Genomic DNA, 15763 nt, shown 5'->3' on the forward strand with positions numbered 1-15763 from the left:
TGTCAGGCCAGCCGGGTTCAGCCTGCCAGGAGCCCGATGGGGATAAATCCCCTCGCCACAGTGAGCAAGCCGTCAGCTCCTTGTTCATGGGGCCAAGCCACACCTCTCAGCTCAGTCGATCCCCACGAAACCTCCGGTCTGATGCTGCCATAACCGCGCATACAACCCGCCGTGGGCCAGCAGTTCGGCATGGCTGCCGGTTTCGGCGATGCGGCCGTTTTCCAGTACCACCAGGCGGTCCATGCGAGCGATGGTCGAGAGGCGGTGGGCAATGGCGATCACGGTCTTGCCCTGCATCAGCGTCTCCAGGCTTTCCTGGATGGCGGCCTCCACTTCGGAGTCCAGGGCTGAGGTCGCTTCGTCCATGATCAGGATCGGCGCATCCTTGAGCAGCACCCGGGCAATGGCGATGCGCTGGCGCTGGCCGCCAGACAGTTTCACGCCGCGCTCGCCCACATGGGCATCGAAACCGGTACGGCCCTGGGCATCGGATAACAACGGGATGAACTCATTGGCCCGGGCCTTGTGTACGGCTTCCCATAGCTGCGCATCGGTGGCGTCGGGCTTGCCGTAGAGCAGGTTGTCGCGAATCGAGCGGTGCAGCAGCGAGGTGTCCTGGGTGATCATGCCAATCCGTTCGCGCAGGCTTTCCTGGCTCACTTCGGCGATGTCCTGGCCGTCGATGAGAATGCGTCCGCCCTGTACGTCATACAGGCGCAGCAACAGGTTGACCAGGGTGGATTTCCCCGCGCCGGACGGGCCGATCAGGCCGATCTTTTCCCCTGGCCTGATGGTCAGGTTCAGGTCGCTGATCACGCCGCTCTTCTTGCCATAGTGGAAATCCACATGCTCGAAGCGCACTTCACCACGGGCCACCTCCAGGGGCTTGGCGTGGTCGCGGTCGGTGACGGTAACTGGCTGGGCGATGGTCTGCAGGCCGTCCTGGACCATGCCGATGTTCTCGAAGATGCCATTGACCACCCACATGATCCAGCCGGACATGTTGACGATACGAATCACCAGCCCCGTCGCCAGGGCAATGGCGCCGACGCTGATCAGCGATTGGGTCCATAGCCACAGCGCCAAGGCGGTGGTGCCGACGATCAGCATCCCGTTCATGCTGGTGATCACCACGTCCATGCTGGTCACCACGCGTCCGGCCAGCTGGGCCTTTTCGGTCTGCTCCTCGATAGCCTCGCGTGCGTACTGCTGTTCGAAATGGGTATGGGCGAACAGCTTCAGGGTGGTGATGTTGGTGTAGCCGTCGACGATCCGGCCCATGAGCTTGGAGCGGGCATCGGAGGACACCACGGAGCGTTCCTTGACCCGTGGCACGAAGTAGTAGAGCGCGCCGATGTAGGCGCTGATCCACAGCAGCAGCGGGATCATCAGGCGCCAGTCGGCTTCGGCGAACAGCACCAGCGAACTGATGGCGTAGATCAGCACGTGCCACAGCGCGTCCACGGCCTGTACCGCCGAATCGCGCAGGGAGTTGCCGGTCTGCATGATGCGCTGGGCGATGCGTCCGGCGAAGTCGTTCTGGAAGAAATTCAGGCTCTGCTTGAGCACATAGCTGTGATTCTGCCAGCGGATCAGGCTGGTCATGCCGGGGCTCAGGGTCTGGTGCACCAGCAGGTCATGCAGGGCCACGAAAATGGGCCGCAGGATCAACGCCACCACTGCCATCCACGCCAGCTCCAGGCCGTGGATCTTGAAGAAGTCGACGTTGGGCGTGCCCTGGGCCAGGTCGATGATGCGGCTCAGGTAGCTGAACAGCGCCACTTCGATCAGGGCGCCGATCAAGCCCACCACCAGCAGCACGGCGAAGCTTGGCCAGACCTGCTTCAGGTAGTAGGTGTAGAAGGGCAGGACGCGGTCAGGTGGAGCGGCGCTCGGCGCGTCGCGGAAGATGTCGATCAGTTTTTCGAAACGGCGGTAAACCATGGATAAACAGCCCGGGCGAGGGCTCTCCTTTCTGCTGTGAGCGGCGCTCGATCAGCCGCCGCTCAGGCTTGCCCTGTGCCTTTATTGGTCGACGCGCTTGGCCGACTTGATGATCACAGGATCGATCGGCACGTTTTGCATGCCTTGTTTGGTAGCGGCGGGGGAGTTGACGATGATGTCCACCACGTCCATGCCCTTGACCACTTTGCCGAAGACCGCGTAGCCGGCGTCGCGGCCCGGGTCGAGGAACGCATTGTCGGCGACGTTGATGAAGAATTGGCTGGTGGCCGAATTCGGGTTGGACGTGCGGGCCATGGCCAGGGTGCCGCGTACGTTATGCAGGCCGTTGCTGGCTTCGTTCTTGATCGGGTCCTTGGTGTCCTTCTGTCGCATCTGCGGGGTGAAGCCACCGCCCTGGGCCATGAAGCCCGGGATCACCCGGTGGAAGATCGTGCCGTTGTAGAAGCCGCTGTCCACGTACTCGAGAAAGTTCTGCGTACTGACGGGAGCCTTGACCGGGTCCAGTTCGATTTCGATCTGGCCGTTGGTGGTCTCCAGCACTACGTGGGGCGCCTTGGCCGGCTGCGCGGCCATCAGGTTGGCGGCAAACAGGACGGAGCCGACGGCGAGGGCGATGTTTTTCAGCATGGGTTCAATGATCCTGAGGGGTGGAGTCGACTGCGATCAGAAAGTCGAGCAGGGTTTGGTTGAAGTGTTCGGGTTGATCCAGCGGGGTAGCGTGCCGTGAATCGGCGATGACTACCAGCCGTGCATCGGGCAGCAGCTTTACATAGGCTTCTTTGACTGCCACCGGGGTGTAGTCGTGATCGGCGCAGATGACCAGGGTTGGACAGGCGATCCGGGAAAGTCGTTCCTGGACCCCCCAGCCCACGACGGCGTCGAAGCTGGCGAGATAAGCATGTTTGTCATTGGTTGCCCAGCGCCGGGCCATTTCCAGTCGCAGGGCGCTCTGGTGGGGCTTGGGGAAAAGCTTGGCACCGAGGGCCTTGCCGATGGTTTCCAGGCTGAGGATGCGCATCAGGCTCCAGCGCTTGAACCATTGCCAGCAATCGTCCGCGGTACGGATCTTGACCTGGGGAGCGCTGTTGACGATGCACAGGCTCCTGACCAGGCGGGGTTCGTCTACGGCCAGTTGAAAGCCGATCATGCCTCCCATGGACCAGCCCACCAAGTGCACCGGGCCCAGGGCCAGGTGCTCGATCAGGGCCACCAGGTCGGCGCTGAAGGCTTCGATGCTGTAGCGTCCGCGGGGTTTGTCGGAACGGCCGTGGCCGCGCACGTCCACGACGATCAGGCGGTAATGGGCGGATAACACCGGGATCTGCTTTTCCCAGTCCTGAGTGCTGGAGCCCAGCCCGTGGACCAGGACCAACGGGGCGCCGTGGCCATATTCCTCGTAATGCAGGTTGCAATCTTCATGAACGAAATAGGCCATCGGCGAAATCCTTGTCAGGCTTGTTCAGGGGCGGCAAAGGGCGCATCCAGCGGCGCGGTGTCGAAGGTGCGCAGCAGTTCGATGAGAATCTGCGTGGCCGGCCCCAAGGGTTTTTCCTTGTTCGAATACAGATAGAAGCTCGGGTTGCGACTGCCGCCCTGGTCCAAGGGTAGCCGCTTAAGCGTGCCTTCTCTCAATTCCCGTTCGATCATGTGCCGGGGCAGCCAGGCGAAGCCCAGGCCGCTGCTGACGAAGGTGGCGGCGGTGGCGAGGCTGCCGACGGTCCAGCGCTGCTCGGCGCCGAGCCAGCCCACGTCACGGGGCTGCTGGCGACCGGAGTCGCGGATCACCACCTGCAGCTGGCTTTCCAGGTCCTGGAAACTGAGTTCGCGATTGAGCCGATGCAGGGCGTGTTCGGGATGGGCCACCGCGACGAATTCCACGTCGCTCAATTCCGCCCCCAGGTAACCGGGAATGCTGAAACCGCTGATGGCCAGGTCGGCCACGCCTTCGAGCAATACTTCTTCGACGCCGGACAGCACCTCCTCGCGCAGGCGCACCCGGCAACCGCGGCTCTGGGGCATGAATGCCGTCAGCGCCCGTACGAGACGGGCGGTGGGGTAGGCGGCGTCGACCACCAGGCGCACTTCCGCTTCCCAGCCTTGTTCCATGTGATGGGCCAGGTCCTCCAGTTGGCTGGCCTGTTTAACCAGTTGCCGGGAACGACGCAACAGCACGCCCCCGGCTTCGGTCAGCACGGCCTTGCGTCCATCGATACGCAGCAGCGGCACGCCGAGCTGGTCCTGCATGCGGGCCACGGTGTAGCTCACCGATGACTGGGAGCGGTGCAACACTTCGGCGGCCTGGGCGAAGCCGCCGTGGTCCACTACCGCCTGCAACGTTCGCCATTGATCAAGGGTCACACGGGGCGCTTTCATATTGAGCTCCTCTTGTCCTAAGCTGGCGGTCCCCGGGTGGAGACTGCCGAATGAAAAAAACCTGTTGTGCGTTGCTGGCCCTGCTGCCGCTGACTGCCTTTGCCTACCCCATCGACGTGGAAAAACACCTCGAAGGCGTCAGCATCGACTACACCCCCTACGACACCGACGCCGATATCGGCTCCATCCAGGTCAACAACTATGGCAACACCGACGCGGCCTGTACCGTGCTGTTCCGCAATGGTCCCGAGGCACCTCGCACTCGCAAGATCGAAGTCGCCGCGGGCAAGTTCAAGAACGTGACCGCCAAGTTCAATCGCGACATCATCAAGCTGCGGATCGTGCTGACCTGCAAGCCGAAATGATCGGGTGCAAGGCGGCGCTGCAACGCGTGCCTTGCTTATAAACGAAATTATCGATGGTTTGCAGCAGTTATTTGCGCTTTTTCATCGATATGGTCACGTTTAACCTTCACTCCATCGACTGACAACATTTTCCGATGGAGGCTACATCCCATGTCCCGCGTTCTGATCATCGAAAGCAGTGCCCGCCAGCAAGACTCGGTTTCCCGTCAACTGACCCAGACCTTCATCAAGCAGTGGCAAGCCGCCCACCCCGGCGATGAAATCAGCGTGCGGGACCTGGCCGTCAACCCGGTGCCTCATCTGGACGCCAACCTGCTGGGCGGTTGGATGAAGCCTGCCGAGCAACGCAACGAAGTGGAAACTGCTTCGCTGGAGCGCTCCAACCAGCTCACCGATCAATTGCTCGCCGCCGACGTGCTGGTCATGGCCGCGCCGATGTACAACTTCGCTATCCCCAGTACCTTGAAAGCCTGGCTCGACCATGTGCTGCGCGCCGGTGTGACCTTCAAATACACCCCCACCGGCCCGCAGGGCCTGCTGGTAGGCAAGCGTGCCTTCGTACTGACCGCCCGTGGCGGGATCCACGCCGGCGGCAGTTCGGACCATCAGGAACCCTACCTGCGCCAGGTCATGGGCTTCATCGGCATCCATGATGTGACCTTCATCCACGCCGAGGGCATGAACCTGGGCGGCGACTTCCAGGAGAAGGGCTTGAACCAGGCCAATGCCAGACTGGCCGAGGTCGCCTGATCCGTTAATCCTCGGATAATCGCCAGGTGGTCTAGTGACCTGGCGCTTCCCTTCAAACCGTTTTGCGCATCGAACCTCCCTTTGCACTTATTGCTCCTGAGTGCCGTAGCCCGATCGAACGCTTTAGCGACATCGGGCTTTTTTTTGCCTGTTCACCTGAGGTTTGAGTTCTGCAGCGATTGCGACACTGGCCGAGGAAGGGAAACGGGGCGCTCGGTCAAGTCGACACCGGCCCTTCATGATCGAGCCCAGGGAGATAAGAATTGTTTCCCGCCGGTCATCAACCTATGCTTGGGCGCGCGCAGTAGGGAGGCTGTCATAGATGTTCAAACTCAAACGAAAGACATGGGCTTTACTTCTGGCTTATGTCCTAGGTGCCAGTGGATACATCTACTATCTCTACGTCCAGACCCAGGGCGTACTCACCGAGAACATCAATAACAAACTGTTGCATGCCGCGTTGGGCGCTTCGGCGATCCTGGGCGACCGCTACCATGACAATCTGGTCGACAAGCAGTCCAAGACCCCGGAACAGGACTGGGACGCCATCCAGCGGCTTTCCAGCTTCAACGAGTCCATGGGCACCGCCTTCGTCTATAGCGTGATCAAACGTGACGCCAAGGCCATCCTGATCAGCTCCAGCGCATCGGAAAAGGAAATCCGAGAGAAGAATTTCGTGCGGTTCTTCGATCCTTACCCGGATGCCAGCCAGGCGCTGCTCGACAGCTTCGAGCGTACGCAGCCCACCTGGATCGATTACTCGGATCACTGGGGGGACTTTCGCGCTGTCTTCGTCCCCATGAAATCAAGGGATGGAACGGTTTATGTGGCCGGGGCCGAGATTACCCTGGAAGATTACTACCAGCAGCTCAACCACGATTCGCTGTATCACATCGTCGTGGCCATCCTGGTCTTTCTCGCGCTCATTCTTCTGCGCATGCGCGGCCACCTCCAGGAGCTGCACATGAACGAACGGCTGTTGAACCAGGCCAAACAGGCCGCCGAAGAAGCCGATCGTTCGAAAACCCGGTTCCTGGCGACCATGAGCCATGAAATCCGCACGCCGATGTACAGCGTCATTGGCGCGACCGAATTACTGGCTCGATCCGACCTGGATCCGGAGCAAAGCCGCCTGTTGAAAACGATTCATGCCAGCGGGCGAACCCTGCTCTCCCTGATCGATAACGTGCTCGACCTGGCGAAGATCGAAGCCGGCAAGCTGGAGCTCAAGCCTTCTATCTTCGAACTCAGGGCGCTGGTTTCGTCCTGTATCGACATCACCCGCCAGAACATCCAGGACAAGCCAGTGGTACTCGAGGCCCAGGTTTCGCCGGATGTGCCATCGTTGATCAAGACCGATAGCGATTGTCTTCGCCAGATACTGATCAACCTGCTGGGAAATGCGGTCAAGTTCACCGACAGCGGCAAGATCTCCCTCAAGGTCACGACCAGTGGTCATGGCCCCCAGGCCTGGCTGGATTTTTCCATTCGTGATACCGGCATCGGCATTCCCGAGGAGCTGCAGCACAACCTCTTCCAGCCGTTCTCCCAGCTCGCAAGGGCGAGCAACCAGCGCTTCGCCGGGAGTGGCCTGGGGCTTTCCATCTGCAAGAACCTGGTGGAGGCGCAGCGCGGAACGTTGTCGTTCACCAGTCAGCCCGGGGTGGGGTCGACGTTCAGCGTCTCGCTCCCGATGGAAATCTTTCCAGTTTCGCAAATCCCCCTCGAGGAGGAGGCGCAGGCGGGTTACGACTCATCCTTTGCCAGCCAGTACCCGCTCGATATTCTTCTGGTGGAGAATCATCCCGTGAGCCAGAAAGTCGCCATGGCGATGCTGCAGGAGCTGGGATATTCGCCGGACCTGGCATCAACCGGCCAGGAGGCGATCAACCGGTGCATGGCGGCGATCCCGGGGATCATTTTCATGGATATCAACATGCCGGTCATGGACGGTCTGGAGGCCATCCGCAGGATTCGCGAACTTCCATGTGGCGATACCTGTTATGTCGTTGCATTTACCGCAAGCGCGTTTTCCAGCGAGATCGAGCGTTTCAGAGCCGCTGGCGCCGATGACGTTCTGACCAAGCCGGCGAACTTCCAAGCGCTGACCCGAGTGCTGCAGCGCGCGACCAATGCCCATTGGCAACGCGGTGCCAGCCACTCGGCCGCAGCTCCCATCCCCGATCCGTAATCCGCCCAGGCTCGCCCCCCTGCGTCAAAACGGCTATCTTCGCCGCCATTCGAAACGAGGGGCGTATGGGCTATCTACTTTTTGTAACCTTGATCCAGGCATTTTCCTTCAGCCTGATTGGCGAATACCTGGCCGGGCATGTCGACAGCTACTTTGCCGTGCTGGTAAGGGTCCTGCTGGCCGGGCTGGTGTTCATTCCACTGACGCGCTGGCGCCAGGTGGAACCGTCGTTCATGCGCGGCATGCTGCTGATCGGCGCCTTGCAGTTCGGCGTGACCTACGTCTGCCTGTACCTGAGCTTCCGGGTATTGACGGTGCCCGAGGTGTTGCTGTTTACCATCCTCACGCCATTGCACGTGACTCTGATCGAAGACGCACTGAACCGCCGATTCAATCCCTGGGCATTGATCGCGGCGCTGGTGGCCGTGGCGGGAGCCGCAGTGATTCGCTATGACCGGGTCAGCCCGGATTTCTTCATGGGCTTCCTGCTGCTGCAACTGGCCAACTTCACCTTCGCGGCCGGGCAGGTCCTGTACCGGCGCCTGGTGGCGCGTTACCCGAGCGATCTGCCGCACTATCGGCGTTTCGGCTACTTCTACCTCGGTGCGCTGGCGGTGGTGCTGCCGGCGTTCCTGCTGTTCGGCAAGGCGGATTTCTGGCCTGAAGCTGCGTTGCAATGGGGCGTGCTGGTTTTCCTTGGCCTGGTCTCCACGGCGCTGGGACTTTACTGGTGGAACAAAGGCGCCTGCCTGGTACAGGGCGGGACGCTGGCGGTGATGAACAACCTGCATGTGCCGGTGGGGTTGTTGTTGAACCTGCTGATCTGGAATCAGCACGAGGAGCTGGGGCGGCTGTTCCTGGGCGGGGGCGTGATCCTGGCGGCGGTCTGGATGAGCCGCTTGAGCTTGCGCAGACCGCTGGTTGCCAGGTGAATCATCGGCGATCTCAGCAAGCGCCCGGAGCGCCCTGCTTGATCGCCAATTGCTCCACCATAAATTCGATGAACGCCCGGGTTTTCTGCGGTAGCCGCCGTGCCGACGAGTACACGGCATTGATGCTGATCGCCGGCGCCTTCCAGTCGCACAGGACCGGCACCAGGCGTCCGGCAGCCAGGGCATCTTCAACGATGAAGTCCGGCAGCAGCGCGATGCCCATGCCGGCCTCGGCGGCCTGTGCCAGCAAGTCGCCGTTGTTGACATGCAGGGGGCCGGTGACATTGACCCGTTGCGTCTCCTTGCCGTTGCACAGTTGCAGGCTCGCGCCACTTTGCAGGTAGCCGTAGTTGAGGCATTGATGGGCGCGCAGGTCCTGAGGGTTCTGCGGCACGCCCGCCCGCTCGAGATAGGCGGGGGCGGCCACCAGGATTCGCGGGGCCGGTGCCAGTTGCCGGGCGATCATGGTCGAGTCGGGCATGCTGGCGATGCGGATGGTCACGTCGAAACCGCCGCGCACCGGATCCACCTGCTGGTCGCTGAGCACCACCTGCAGCTCGATGTTCGGATGCCGTTCATGAAACAGCGGGATCAACTTGCCCAGCCGGCGCAGGCCGAACGACATCGGCGCGTTGACCCGCAACACCCCGCGCAGTTCGCCAATCCCGTCCCGTGCCCGTTGCTCGGCTTCATCCAGGGCCGCCAACACTTCCCGCGCCGCTTCGAAATACTCGGCCCCCGCTTCGGTGAGATGCAGGCTGCGCGTGGTGCGTTGCAGCAGCTGCACGCCAATCGCTTCTTCCAGCGCCTGGATTTGCTTGCTGACCTTTGACCTCGGTACGTCCATGGCGCGGGCGGCGGCTGCAAAGCCGTTTTCTCCGACCGTGACGACGAAGGCACGCATGCAGTCGATGCGATCCATTATTGTCCCTATTTTAGAATCAATGATTCTCTATTTTAGGTAATTGTCCCTTTTATTGGTAGCCCCTAAAGTACACCCATGCCGACGACAACACCGACGAAGGCAAGCGCTACTGACCCAAACCATTGAAATCTCGACATTTAAAAGGAACACACCATGTCTATCCGCGAACTGCTGAACCCAACCAACTCCGCCCTGATCCTGATCGACCACCAGCCGCAAATGGCCTTCGGCGTGCAATCGATCGACCGCCAGACCCTGAAGAACAACACTGTGGGCCTGGCCAAGGCGGCGAAGATCTTCAACGTGCCGACCATCTACACATCGGTCGAAACCGAAAGCTTCAGCGGTTACATCTGGCCTGAGCTGTTGGCGGTCCACCCGGACCAGAAGCCTATCGAGCGCACCTCGATGAACTCCTGGGAAGACAAGGCCCTGGTGGATGCGGTGAAAGCCACCGGCCGCAAGAAACTGATCATCGCGGCGCTGTGGACCGAGGTTTGCCTGACCTTCCCGGCACTGGAAGCACTGGCTGAAGGCTACGAGGTGTACATCGTCACCGACGCCTCCGGCGGTACCAGCAAGGAAGCCCACGACATGTCGGTACAGCGTATGATCCAGGCAGGTGCGGTGCCGGTGACCTGGCAGCAAGTGCTGCTGGAATACCAACGCGACTGGGCACACAAGGACACGTACGAGGCGGTGATGGAACTGGTGCTGGAACACAGCGGCGCTTATGGCATGGGCGTGGACTACGCCTACACAATGGTGCACAAGGCACCGCAGCGCCAGGTCAAGTAACCCGGCGGGACATCACCCTGGTGGGAGTCGAGCTTGCTCGCTCCCGCCGGGGTTTTTCCTTTTGCAGCGTTATGGCGCTGTGGAAAGGGGCAGGTCTTTATCTGGCGCTACGCCAGGTCTTTTTCCTGTTCGGGCAGATGACTGGCCCCCAGCACTGCCGGCAGCAAGCCGGAACGCAGGTCCATGCCGCTGGGTTGCTGGTACAGGTTCAAGCCGAACTCCGGCATCACCGCCAGCAGATAATCGAAGATGTCCCCCTGGATCCGCTCGTAATCGGCCCACACGGTGGTGCCGGTGAAGCAGTAGATTTCCAGGGGGATGCCATGGGCCGTGGTCTGCAGTTGCCGGACCATGCAGGTCATGTTCGGCTGGATCTCGGGATGGCTCTTGAGATAGGCCAACGCATAGGCCCGGAACGTGCCCAGGTTGGTCATCCGCCGCCGGTTGGCCGACATTGCCGCCACATTGCCCTGGGCTTCGTTCCAGGCCTTGAGCTCGGCCTGTTTGCGGGTGATGTAGTCGGTCAGCAGGCGTACCTGGGTCAAGTGCCGTTCTTCATCGTCGTTGATGAAGCGCACGCCACTGGCGTCGATGAACAGGCTGCGCTTGATCCGCCGCCCGCCGGACTGCTGCATGCCGCGCCAGTTCTTGAACGATTCGGACATCAGGCGCCAGGTGGGGATCGAGACGATGGTCTTGTCGAAGTTCTGTACCTTGACCGTATGCAGCGTGATGTCCACCACATCGCCGTCGGCGCCGACCTGGGGCATCTCGATCCAGTCGCCGACCCGCAGCATATCGTTGCTGGTCAACTGCACGCTGGCGACGAAGGACAACAGTGTGTCCTTGTAGACCAACAGGATCACCGCCGACATCGCACCCAGGCCGGACAGCAGCAACAGCGGCGAACGGTCGATCAGGGTGGCGACGATGATGATCGCGCCGAACACATACAGCACCATTTTCGTCAGTTGCACATACCCCTTGATCGAGCGGGTACGCGCATGTTCGGTGCGGGCGTAGACGTCCAGCAGGGCGCTGAGCAGGGCGCTGATGGCCAGGAGCATGAACAGGATCGTGAAGGAGAGGGCGACATTGCCGAGGAACACCAGGCTGGTCTTGCTCAGCCCGGGCACCAGGTGCAGGCCGAACTGGATGATCAACGACGGCGTCGTCTGTGCCAGTCGATGGAAGACTTTGTTCTGGCGCAGGTCGTTGACCCAGTTCAGGGCCGGCTGGCGCCCGAGCAGCTTGGCACCATGCAGGATCACGTAGCGCGCCACGCGCCCCAGTACCAGGGCGATGACCAGCAGCAGCGCCAGGGCCAGGCCGCAATGCAGGAGCGGATGCTGGTCGAGGGCACCCCAGAGGTCTTGAAGATTGAGCCAGAGCTGTTTGATATCCATGGACGAAACGGTTCTTCTGTGAGCGCGACGAAGGCGAATTAGAGCATTTAAGCCCGGTGAAGTGACCGTTGATGACGGTTTCGTTGATAAAAACACACTGTTTTGTCGCGCTTTGCACAAAGAAACTCGGCCTGCGCGCTCGAAACCGTTACCCTATGCAGCTGTTTTTTTGCATTTCTTCGAGGTAGCACCCGTGTTTTCCCAATTCGCCCTGCACGAACGCCTGCTCAAAGCCGTGGCCGAGCTTAAATTTGTCGAGCCGACGCCGGTGCAGGCCGCGGCTATTCCGCTCGCGCTCCAGGGGCGTGACCTGCGGGTGACGGCGCAAACCGGCAGCGGCAAGACCGCCGCGTTCGTGCTGCCGATCCTCAACCGCCTGATCGGCCCGGCCAAGGTTCGCGTCAGCATCAAGACCCTGATCCTGCTGCCGACCCGCGAACTGGCCCAGCAGACCTTGAAGGAAGTGGAGCGCTTCTCGCAATTCACCTTCATCAAGTCCGGCCTGATCACCGGCGGCGAAGACTTCAAGGTCCAGGCCGCCATGCTGCGCAAGGTACCGGACATCCTGATCGGCACGCCGGGGCGGATGATCGAGCACCTGAACGCCGGCAACCTCGACCTCAAGGAAGTCGAAGTGCTGGTGCTGGATGAAGCCGACCGCATGCTGGACATGGGGTTTGCCGAAGACGTACAGCGCCTGGTGGACGAGTGCAGCCAGCGTCAACAGACCATGCTGTTCTCCGCCACCACCGGCGGCTCGGGCCTGCGGGAAATGGTGGCCAAGGTGCTGAACAACCCCGAGCACCTGCAGCTCAACGCGGTCAGCCAGCTGAACTCCACCACCCGCCAGCAAATCATCACCGCCGACCACAACCAGCACAAAGAGCAGATCGTGAACTGGTTGCTGGCCAACGAAACCTACGAAAAAGCCATCGTGTTCACCAATACCCGGGCCATGGCCGACCGCATCTACGGTCGCCTGGTCGCCCAGGAATACAAGGCGTTCGTCCTGCACGGCGAGAAGGACCAGAAAGACCGCAAGCTGGCCATCGACCGCCTCAAGCAGGGCGGGGTGAAAATCCTCGTGGCCACTGACGTCGCCGCCCGTGGCCTGGATGTCGAAGGCCTGGACATGGTCATCAACTTCGACATGCCTCGCAGTGGCGACGAATACGTGCACCGCATCGGCCGTACCGGCCGCGCCGGCAATGATGGCCTGGCGATCTCGCTGATCTGCCATGGCGACTGGAACCTGATGTCGAGCATCGAGCGCTACCTCAAGCAGAGCTTCGAGCGCCGCACCATCAAGGAAGTCAAAGGCACCTACAGCGGACCGAAAAAGGTCAAGGCTTCGGGCAAGGCCGTTGGCGCGAAGAAGAAAAAAGTCGATGCCAAGGGCGACAAGAAGAAATCCGCCGCCAAGGCCCCGACCAAGCGCAAGACCGCCAACCGCCCCAAGACCGAGGCGCCGGCCCTGGTCAGCAAGGACGGCATGGCCCCGCTCAAACGCCGCAAGCCCCAGGCGCCGGCGGCTGAATGAGTGGTCAGTAGCGCTGCATAAAAAAACCGGACCTTGAGTCCGGTTTTTTTATGCATGAACTTCAGAAGTTCGACCAGAACTGTAGCGAAGGAATTTAGCGAAACGTCGCACCGCCCCGCTGGGCTGCATGGCAGCCCCACTACTGTTCTGCCTGACACATCAGCCACGCTGGTTTCACGGGTGTTTGGCCCCCAGCGGGAGCAAGCTCCCTCGCCACAGAAGCGGAGGGAGTTCGGATCGATCAGTCGGCCTTCTTCTCTGCATGCTTCAACTCTTCCAGGCGCTTATCGATCAACTGGCACTTATCCGGCAAATCCTTGCTGGCCGTCTCCAGGTCCATGGCCTGCAACTCATCATTGATTTCCTTGGCCTTGGCCGGGTTCTGCTCGGTGAGCTTGGTCACTTCCTGGGCCAGTTGCTCACGCTTGATGGTGGCTTCTTCGGGTGTGCAGGTGGCCCAGGCCGGAAGGGCGCAGGCGAGGGTGGCGGCAAAGGCGAGTTTCATCAGGGTCTTCATGGCGGGCCTCGTATTCCTTGTTGGGCTGTAAGGGGTTGAGGCTTGCGCGGGGTTGAAAGTTCAGCGACCCAAGGAAGCCGGACGCTTGGATCGAATTATTTCTGGGCTTGAAGAGAAGCGTCCGGCTTCCTCACGAGACGTTTCGTACCGAAAGACAGAATCGTCTGATTTCCGACAAACGGTTCCGGCCATACCCTCAGGGTCCAGCTTTTTTAATTGACGTCAAAATGATGGCTAACTAGTATCGCGCCACTATTTTGATGTCATTTTATTCGAGGGATCGAACATGTTCTCACCCGCCCGTTGGGCGAGGTTGTGCTTGGCTTTGCTGTGCCTTTCTCCGCTGCCCCCCGCTCACGCTGCCCCCACCCCCGGTGACACCGACCTGATCCGCGAACGCCAGAACCGTTTGCTCGAAGAACAGCGCCGGCGCCTGGAGGATCTGAAGAACCTGCCCGGCCAGGAGGCGAAGCCGGCCCAGCCGACGGCGCCGGTCGATACCCGCTGCTTCCCCATCCGCACCATCGAGCTCAAGGGCGCCGACAGCCTTTCCTCCGCTGAGCGCGAGCGCCTGTTGGCGCCCTACATCGGCCAATGCCTGGGCGTGCCGCAACTCAACGAACTGCTCAAGGTCATCACCGACCGCTACATCGAGAAAGGCCTGGTCACCAGTCGCGCCTACCTGCCGCAGCAGGATCTGTCCGACGGTCACTTGCAGGTGCTGGTGGTGGAGGGGCGCCTCGAGGGCTTGAAGGGCGCCGAAAACAGCCGGCTCTCGGAAGGTGAACTGGCGATGGCGTTTCCCGGCAAGGTCGGCGACTTGGTCAACCTGCGGGAGATCGAGCAGATGGTGGACCAGCTCAACCGCCTGCCATCGAACCAGGCGAAGATGGAGCTGATGCCTGGGCAGCATGTCGGCGGCAGCGAAGTGCTGGTGCAGAACACCCCGCAAAAACCCTGGCGCGTCGGGTTGTCGCGGCACAACGACGGCCAGCGGAGCACGGGCGAACAGCAATGGGGCACGTCCCTGGATTGGGACAGCCCCTTGGGGCTGGCCGATCAATTGTCCTTGCGCGGTGGTCACGATGCCATCAGCGATCATCAACGCACTTCGCGCAATGCCATGCTGTATTACAACCTGCCATTTGGCTGGTGGAACGTCAGCTACACCTATAGCCAGAGCGAATACCGCTCGCGGGGCACGGTCGACGGGTTCAATTTCAAGCAGACCGGCGACAGCCAGAACCACCAGGTGCGGGTCGAGCGGGTGGTCCATCGTGACGCGATGAGCAAGACGTCCCTCAACACCGGCCTGGCTTATCTGCGCACCAGCAACTTCATCGAAGACAGCAAGCTCGCCGTGAGCAGCCATCGCCTGAGTGAAGCGCAGTTCGGCATCAACCACGGACGGCGAGTCGGCAGTGCCTTCGTCAACCTGGACCTGGGCCTGCAGCAAGGCATCGGCGCCTTCGATGCCCAGGGCGACGACAATCCACGCCCCGGCCAGCCCGACGCGCGCTACCGCAAATACACCGCCACCCTCAGCTACCTGCAACCCTTCCAGCTCTGGGGCGAGTCCTTCAGCTTCAGCAGCCTGATGACCGGGCAGCGCAGCGAAGACGTGCTGTTCAGCCCGCAGCGCATGAGCCTGGGTGGGCAATCGTCGATCCGGGGCTACAAGGACCAGTCGCTGGCCGGCGACAGCGGCGGTTACTGGCGCAACGACCTGCGCTGGAGCCGCCCGGTCACCCTGGAGTGGCTGCGCCCGGTGTTTGCCGAGTACGGCACCAGCCTGGGTTACGACCAGGGGGTGATCACCGGGACCCGCTACAACGGCGACGAGCATGGGCGCATGTCCAGCCACTCGCTGGAGCTGTTCGCCCGCGGCGAACACCTGAGCGCCAGCGTGACCTTCGCCCATTCCCTGGAACGTCCGGATGCTCTGACCGAGCGCGAAGCGCCGATCTACTTGCGCCTGGATGTTTTCCTCTAATTTCTGCT

At 61.3% G+C, this 15763-nt stretch carries 14 protein-coding genes; 7 read left to right on the plus strand and 7 right to left on the minus strand.

Annotated elements, in window-relative coordinates:
- Nucleotides 1-111: 111 nt before the first annotated feature.
- From AC1M7R_RS18510 to AC1M7R_RS18525, 4 genes are all read right to left on the minus strand, one after another.
- Nucleotides 112-1944, minus strand: coding sequence for an ABC transporter ATP-binding protein (locus AC1M7R_RS18510; RefSeq protein ID WP_072459278.1), 1833 nt, complete (start codon nt 1942-1944; stop codon nt 112-114).
- Between the two features lie 81 nt (nt 1945-2025).
- Complete coding sequence (locus AC1M7R_RS18515) at nt 2026-2592, minus strand: peptidylprolyl isomerase (protein WP_072398738.1); 567 nt, start codon at nt 2590-2592, stop codon at nt 2026-2028.
- Nucleotides 2593-2596: 4 nt separating this feature from the next.
- A complete protein-coding gene (locus tag AC1M7R_RS18520; RefSeq protein ID WP_072398739.1) occupies nt 2597-3400 on the minus strand; it encodes an alpha/beta fold hydrolase in 804 nt (267 codons plus the stop codon).
- 14 nt (nt 3401-3414) lie between these two features.
- Nucleotides 3415-4338, minus strand: coding sequence for a PA3225 family LysR-type transcriptional regulator (locus AC1M7R_RS18525; protein WP_072398740.1), 924 nt, complete (start codon nt 4336-4338; stop codon nt 3415-3417).
- A 50-nt stretch (nt 4339-4388) separates the two neighbouring features.
- Here AC1M7R_RS18525 and AC1M7R_RS18530 point away from each other — a divergent pair, with 50 nt between their 5' ends.
- From AC1M7R_RS18530 to AC1M7R_RS18545, 4 genes are all read left to right on the plus strand, one after another.
- The gene (locus tag AC1M7R_RS18530; protein ID WP_072398741.1) at nt 4389-4703 is read left to right on the plus strand and encodes a 3-phosphoglycerate kinase; all 315 of its coding nucleotides are present in this window, start codon (nt 4389-4391) and stop codon (nt 4701-4703) included.
- 150 nt (nt 4704-4853) lie between these two features.
- The gene (locus AC1M7R_RS18535; RefSeq protein WP_072432384.1) at nt 4854-5453 is read left to right on the plus strand and encodes an FMN-dependent NADH-azoreductase; all 600 of its coding nucleotides are present in this window, start codon (nt 4854-4856) and stop codon (nt 5451-5453) included.
- A gap of 322 nt (nt 5454-5775) precedes the next feature.
- Nucleotides 5776-7644, plus strand: coding sequence for an ATP-binding protein (locus AC1M7R_RS18540; RefSeq protein WP_123595254.1), 1869 nt, complete (start codon nt 5776-5778; stop codon nt 7642-7644).
- 65 nt (nt 7645-7709) lie between these two features.
- The gene (locus AC1M7R_RS18545) at nt 7710-8576 is read left to right on the plus strand and encodes a carboxylate/amino acid/amine transporter (protein ID WP_490609800.1); all 867 of its coding nucleotides are present in this window, start codon (nt 7710-7712) and stop codon (nt 8574-8576) included.
- Nucleotides 8577-8589: 13 nt separating this feature from the next.
- Here the strand turns inward: AC1M7R_RS18545 and AC1M7R_RS18550 are convergent, their stop codons facing one another.
- Complete coding sequence (locus AC1M7R_RS18550) at nt 8590-9498, minus strand: LysR family transcriptional regulator (RefSeq protein ID WP_072432382.1); 909 nt, start codon at nt 9496-9498, stop codon at nt 8590-8592.
- Between the two features lie 156 nt (nt 9499-9654).
- On the opposite strand from AC1M7R_RS18550, the gene AC1M7R_RS18555 reads away from it, so the two are divergent.
- Nucleotides 9655-10299 (plus strand): hydrolase, encoded by a 645-nt coding sequence (locus AC1M7R_RS18555; protein WP_008018228.1) that lies wholly within the window; start codon nt 9655-9657, stop codon nt 10297-10299.
- Nucleotides 10300-10406: 107 nt separating this feature from the next.
- Here the strand turns inward: AC1M7R_RS18555 and AC1M7R_RS18560 are convergent, their stop codons facing one another.
- Nucleotides 10407-11705 carry a mechanosensitive ion channel family protein gene (locus tag AC1M7R_RS18560; RefSeq protein ID WP_072398746.1) on the minus strand — a complete coding sequence of 433 codons (1299 nt, stop codon included), beginning with the start codon at nt 11703-11705 and terminating at the stop codon, nt 10407-10409.
- A 193-nt stretch (nt 11706-11898) separates the two neighbouring features.
- On the opposite strand from AC1M7R_RS18560, the gene AC1M7R_RS18565 reads away from it, so the two are divergent.
- The gene (locus AC1M7R_RS18565) at nt 11899-13245 is read left to right on the plus strand and encodes a DEAD/DEAH box helicase (RefSeq protein ID WP_072398747.1); all 1347 of its coding nucleotides are present in this window, start codon (nt 11899-11901) and stop codon (nt 13243-13245) included.
- A 241-nt stretch (nt 13246-13486) separates the two neighbouring features.
- Here AC1M7R_RS18565 and AC1M7R_RS18570 read toward each other — a convergent pair whose 3' ends face one another.
- The gene (locus AC1M7R_RS18570; protein ID WP_490609801.1) at nt 13487-13762 is read right to left on the minus strand and encodes a hypothetical protein; all 276 of its coding nucleotides are present in this window, start codon (nt 13760-13762) and stop codon (nt 13487-13489) included.
- A gap of 286 nt (nt 13763-14048) precedes the next feature.
- Here AC1M7R_RS18570 and AC1M7R_RS18575 point away from each other — a divergent pair, with 286 nt between their 5' ends.
- On the plus strand, nt 14049-15755 hold the full coding sequence (locus AC1M7R_RS18575; protein ID WP_490609802.1) for a ShlB/FhaC/HecB family hemolysin secretion/activation protein: 1707 nt from the start codon (nt 14049-14051) through the stop codon (nt 15753-15755).
- Nucleotides 15756-15763 lie beyond the last annotated feature (8 nt).

The organism is Pseudomonas sp. MS01C9, assembly GCF_058202755.1.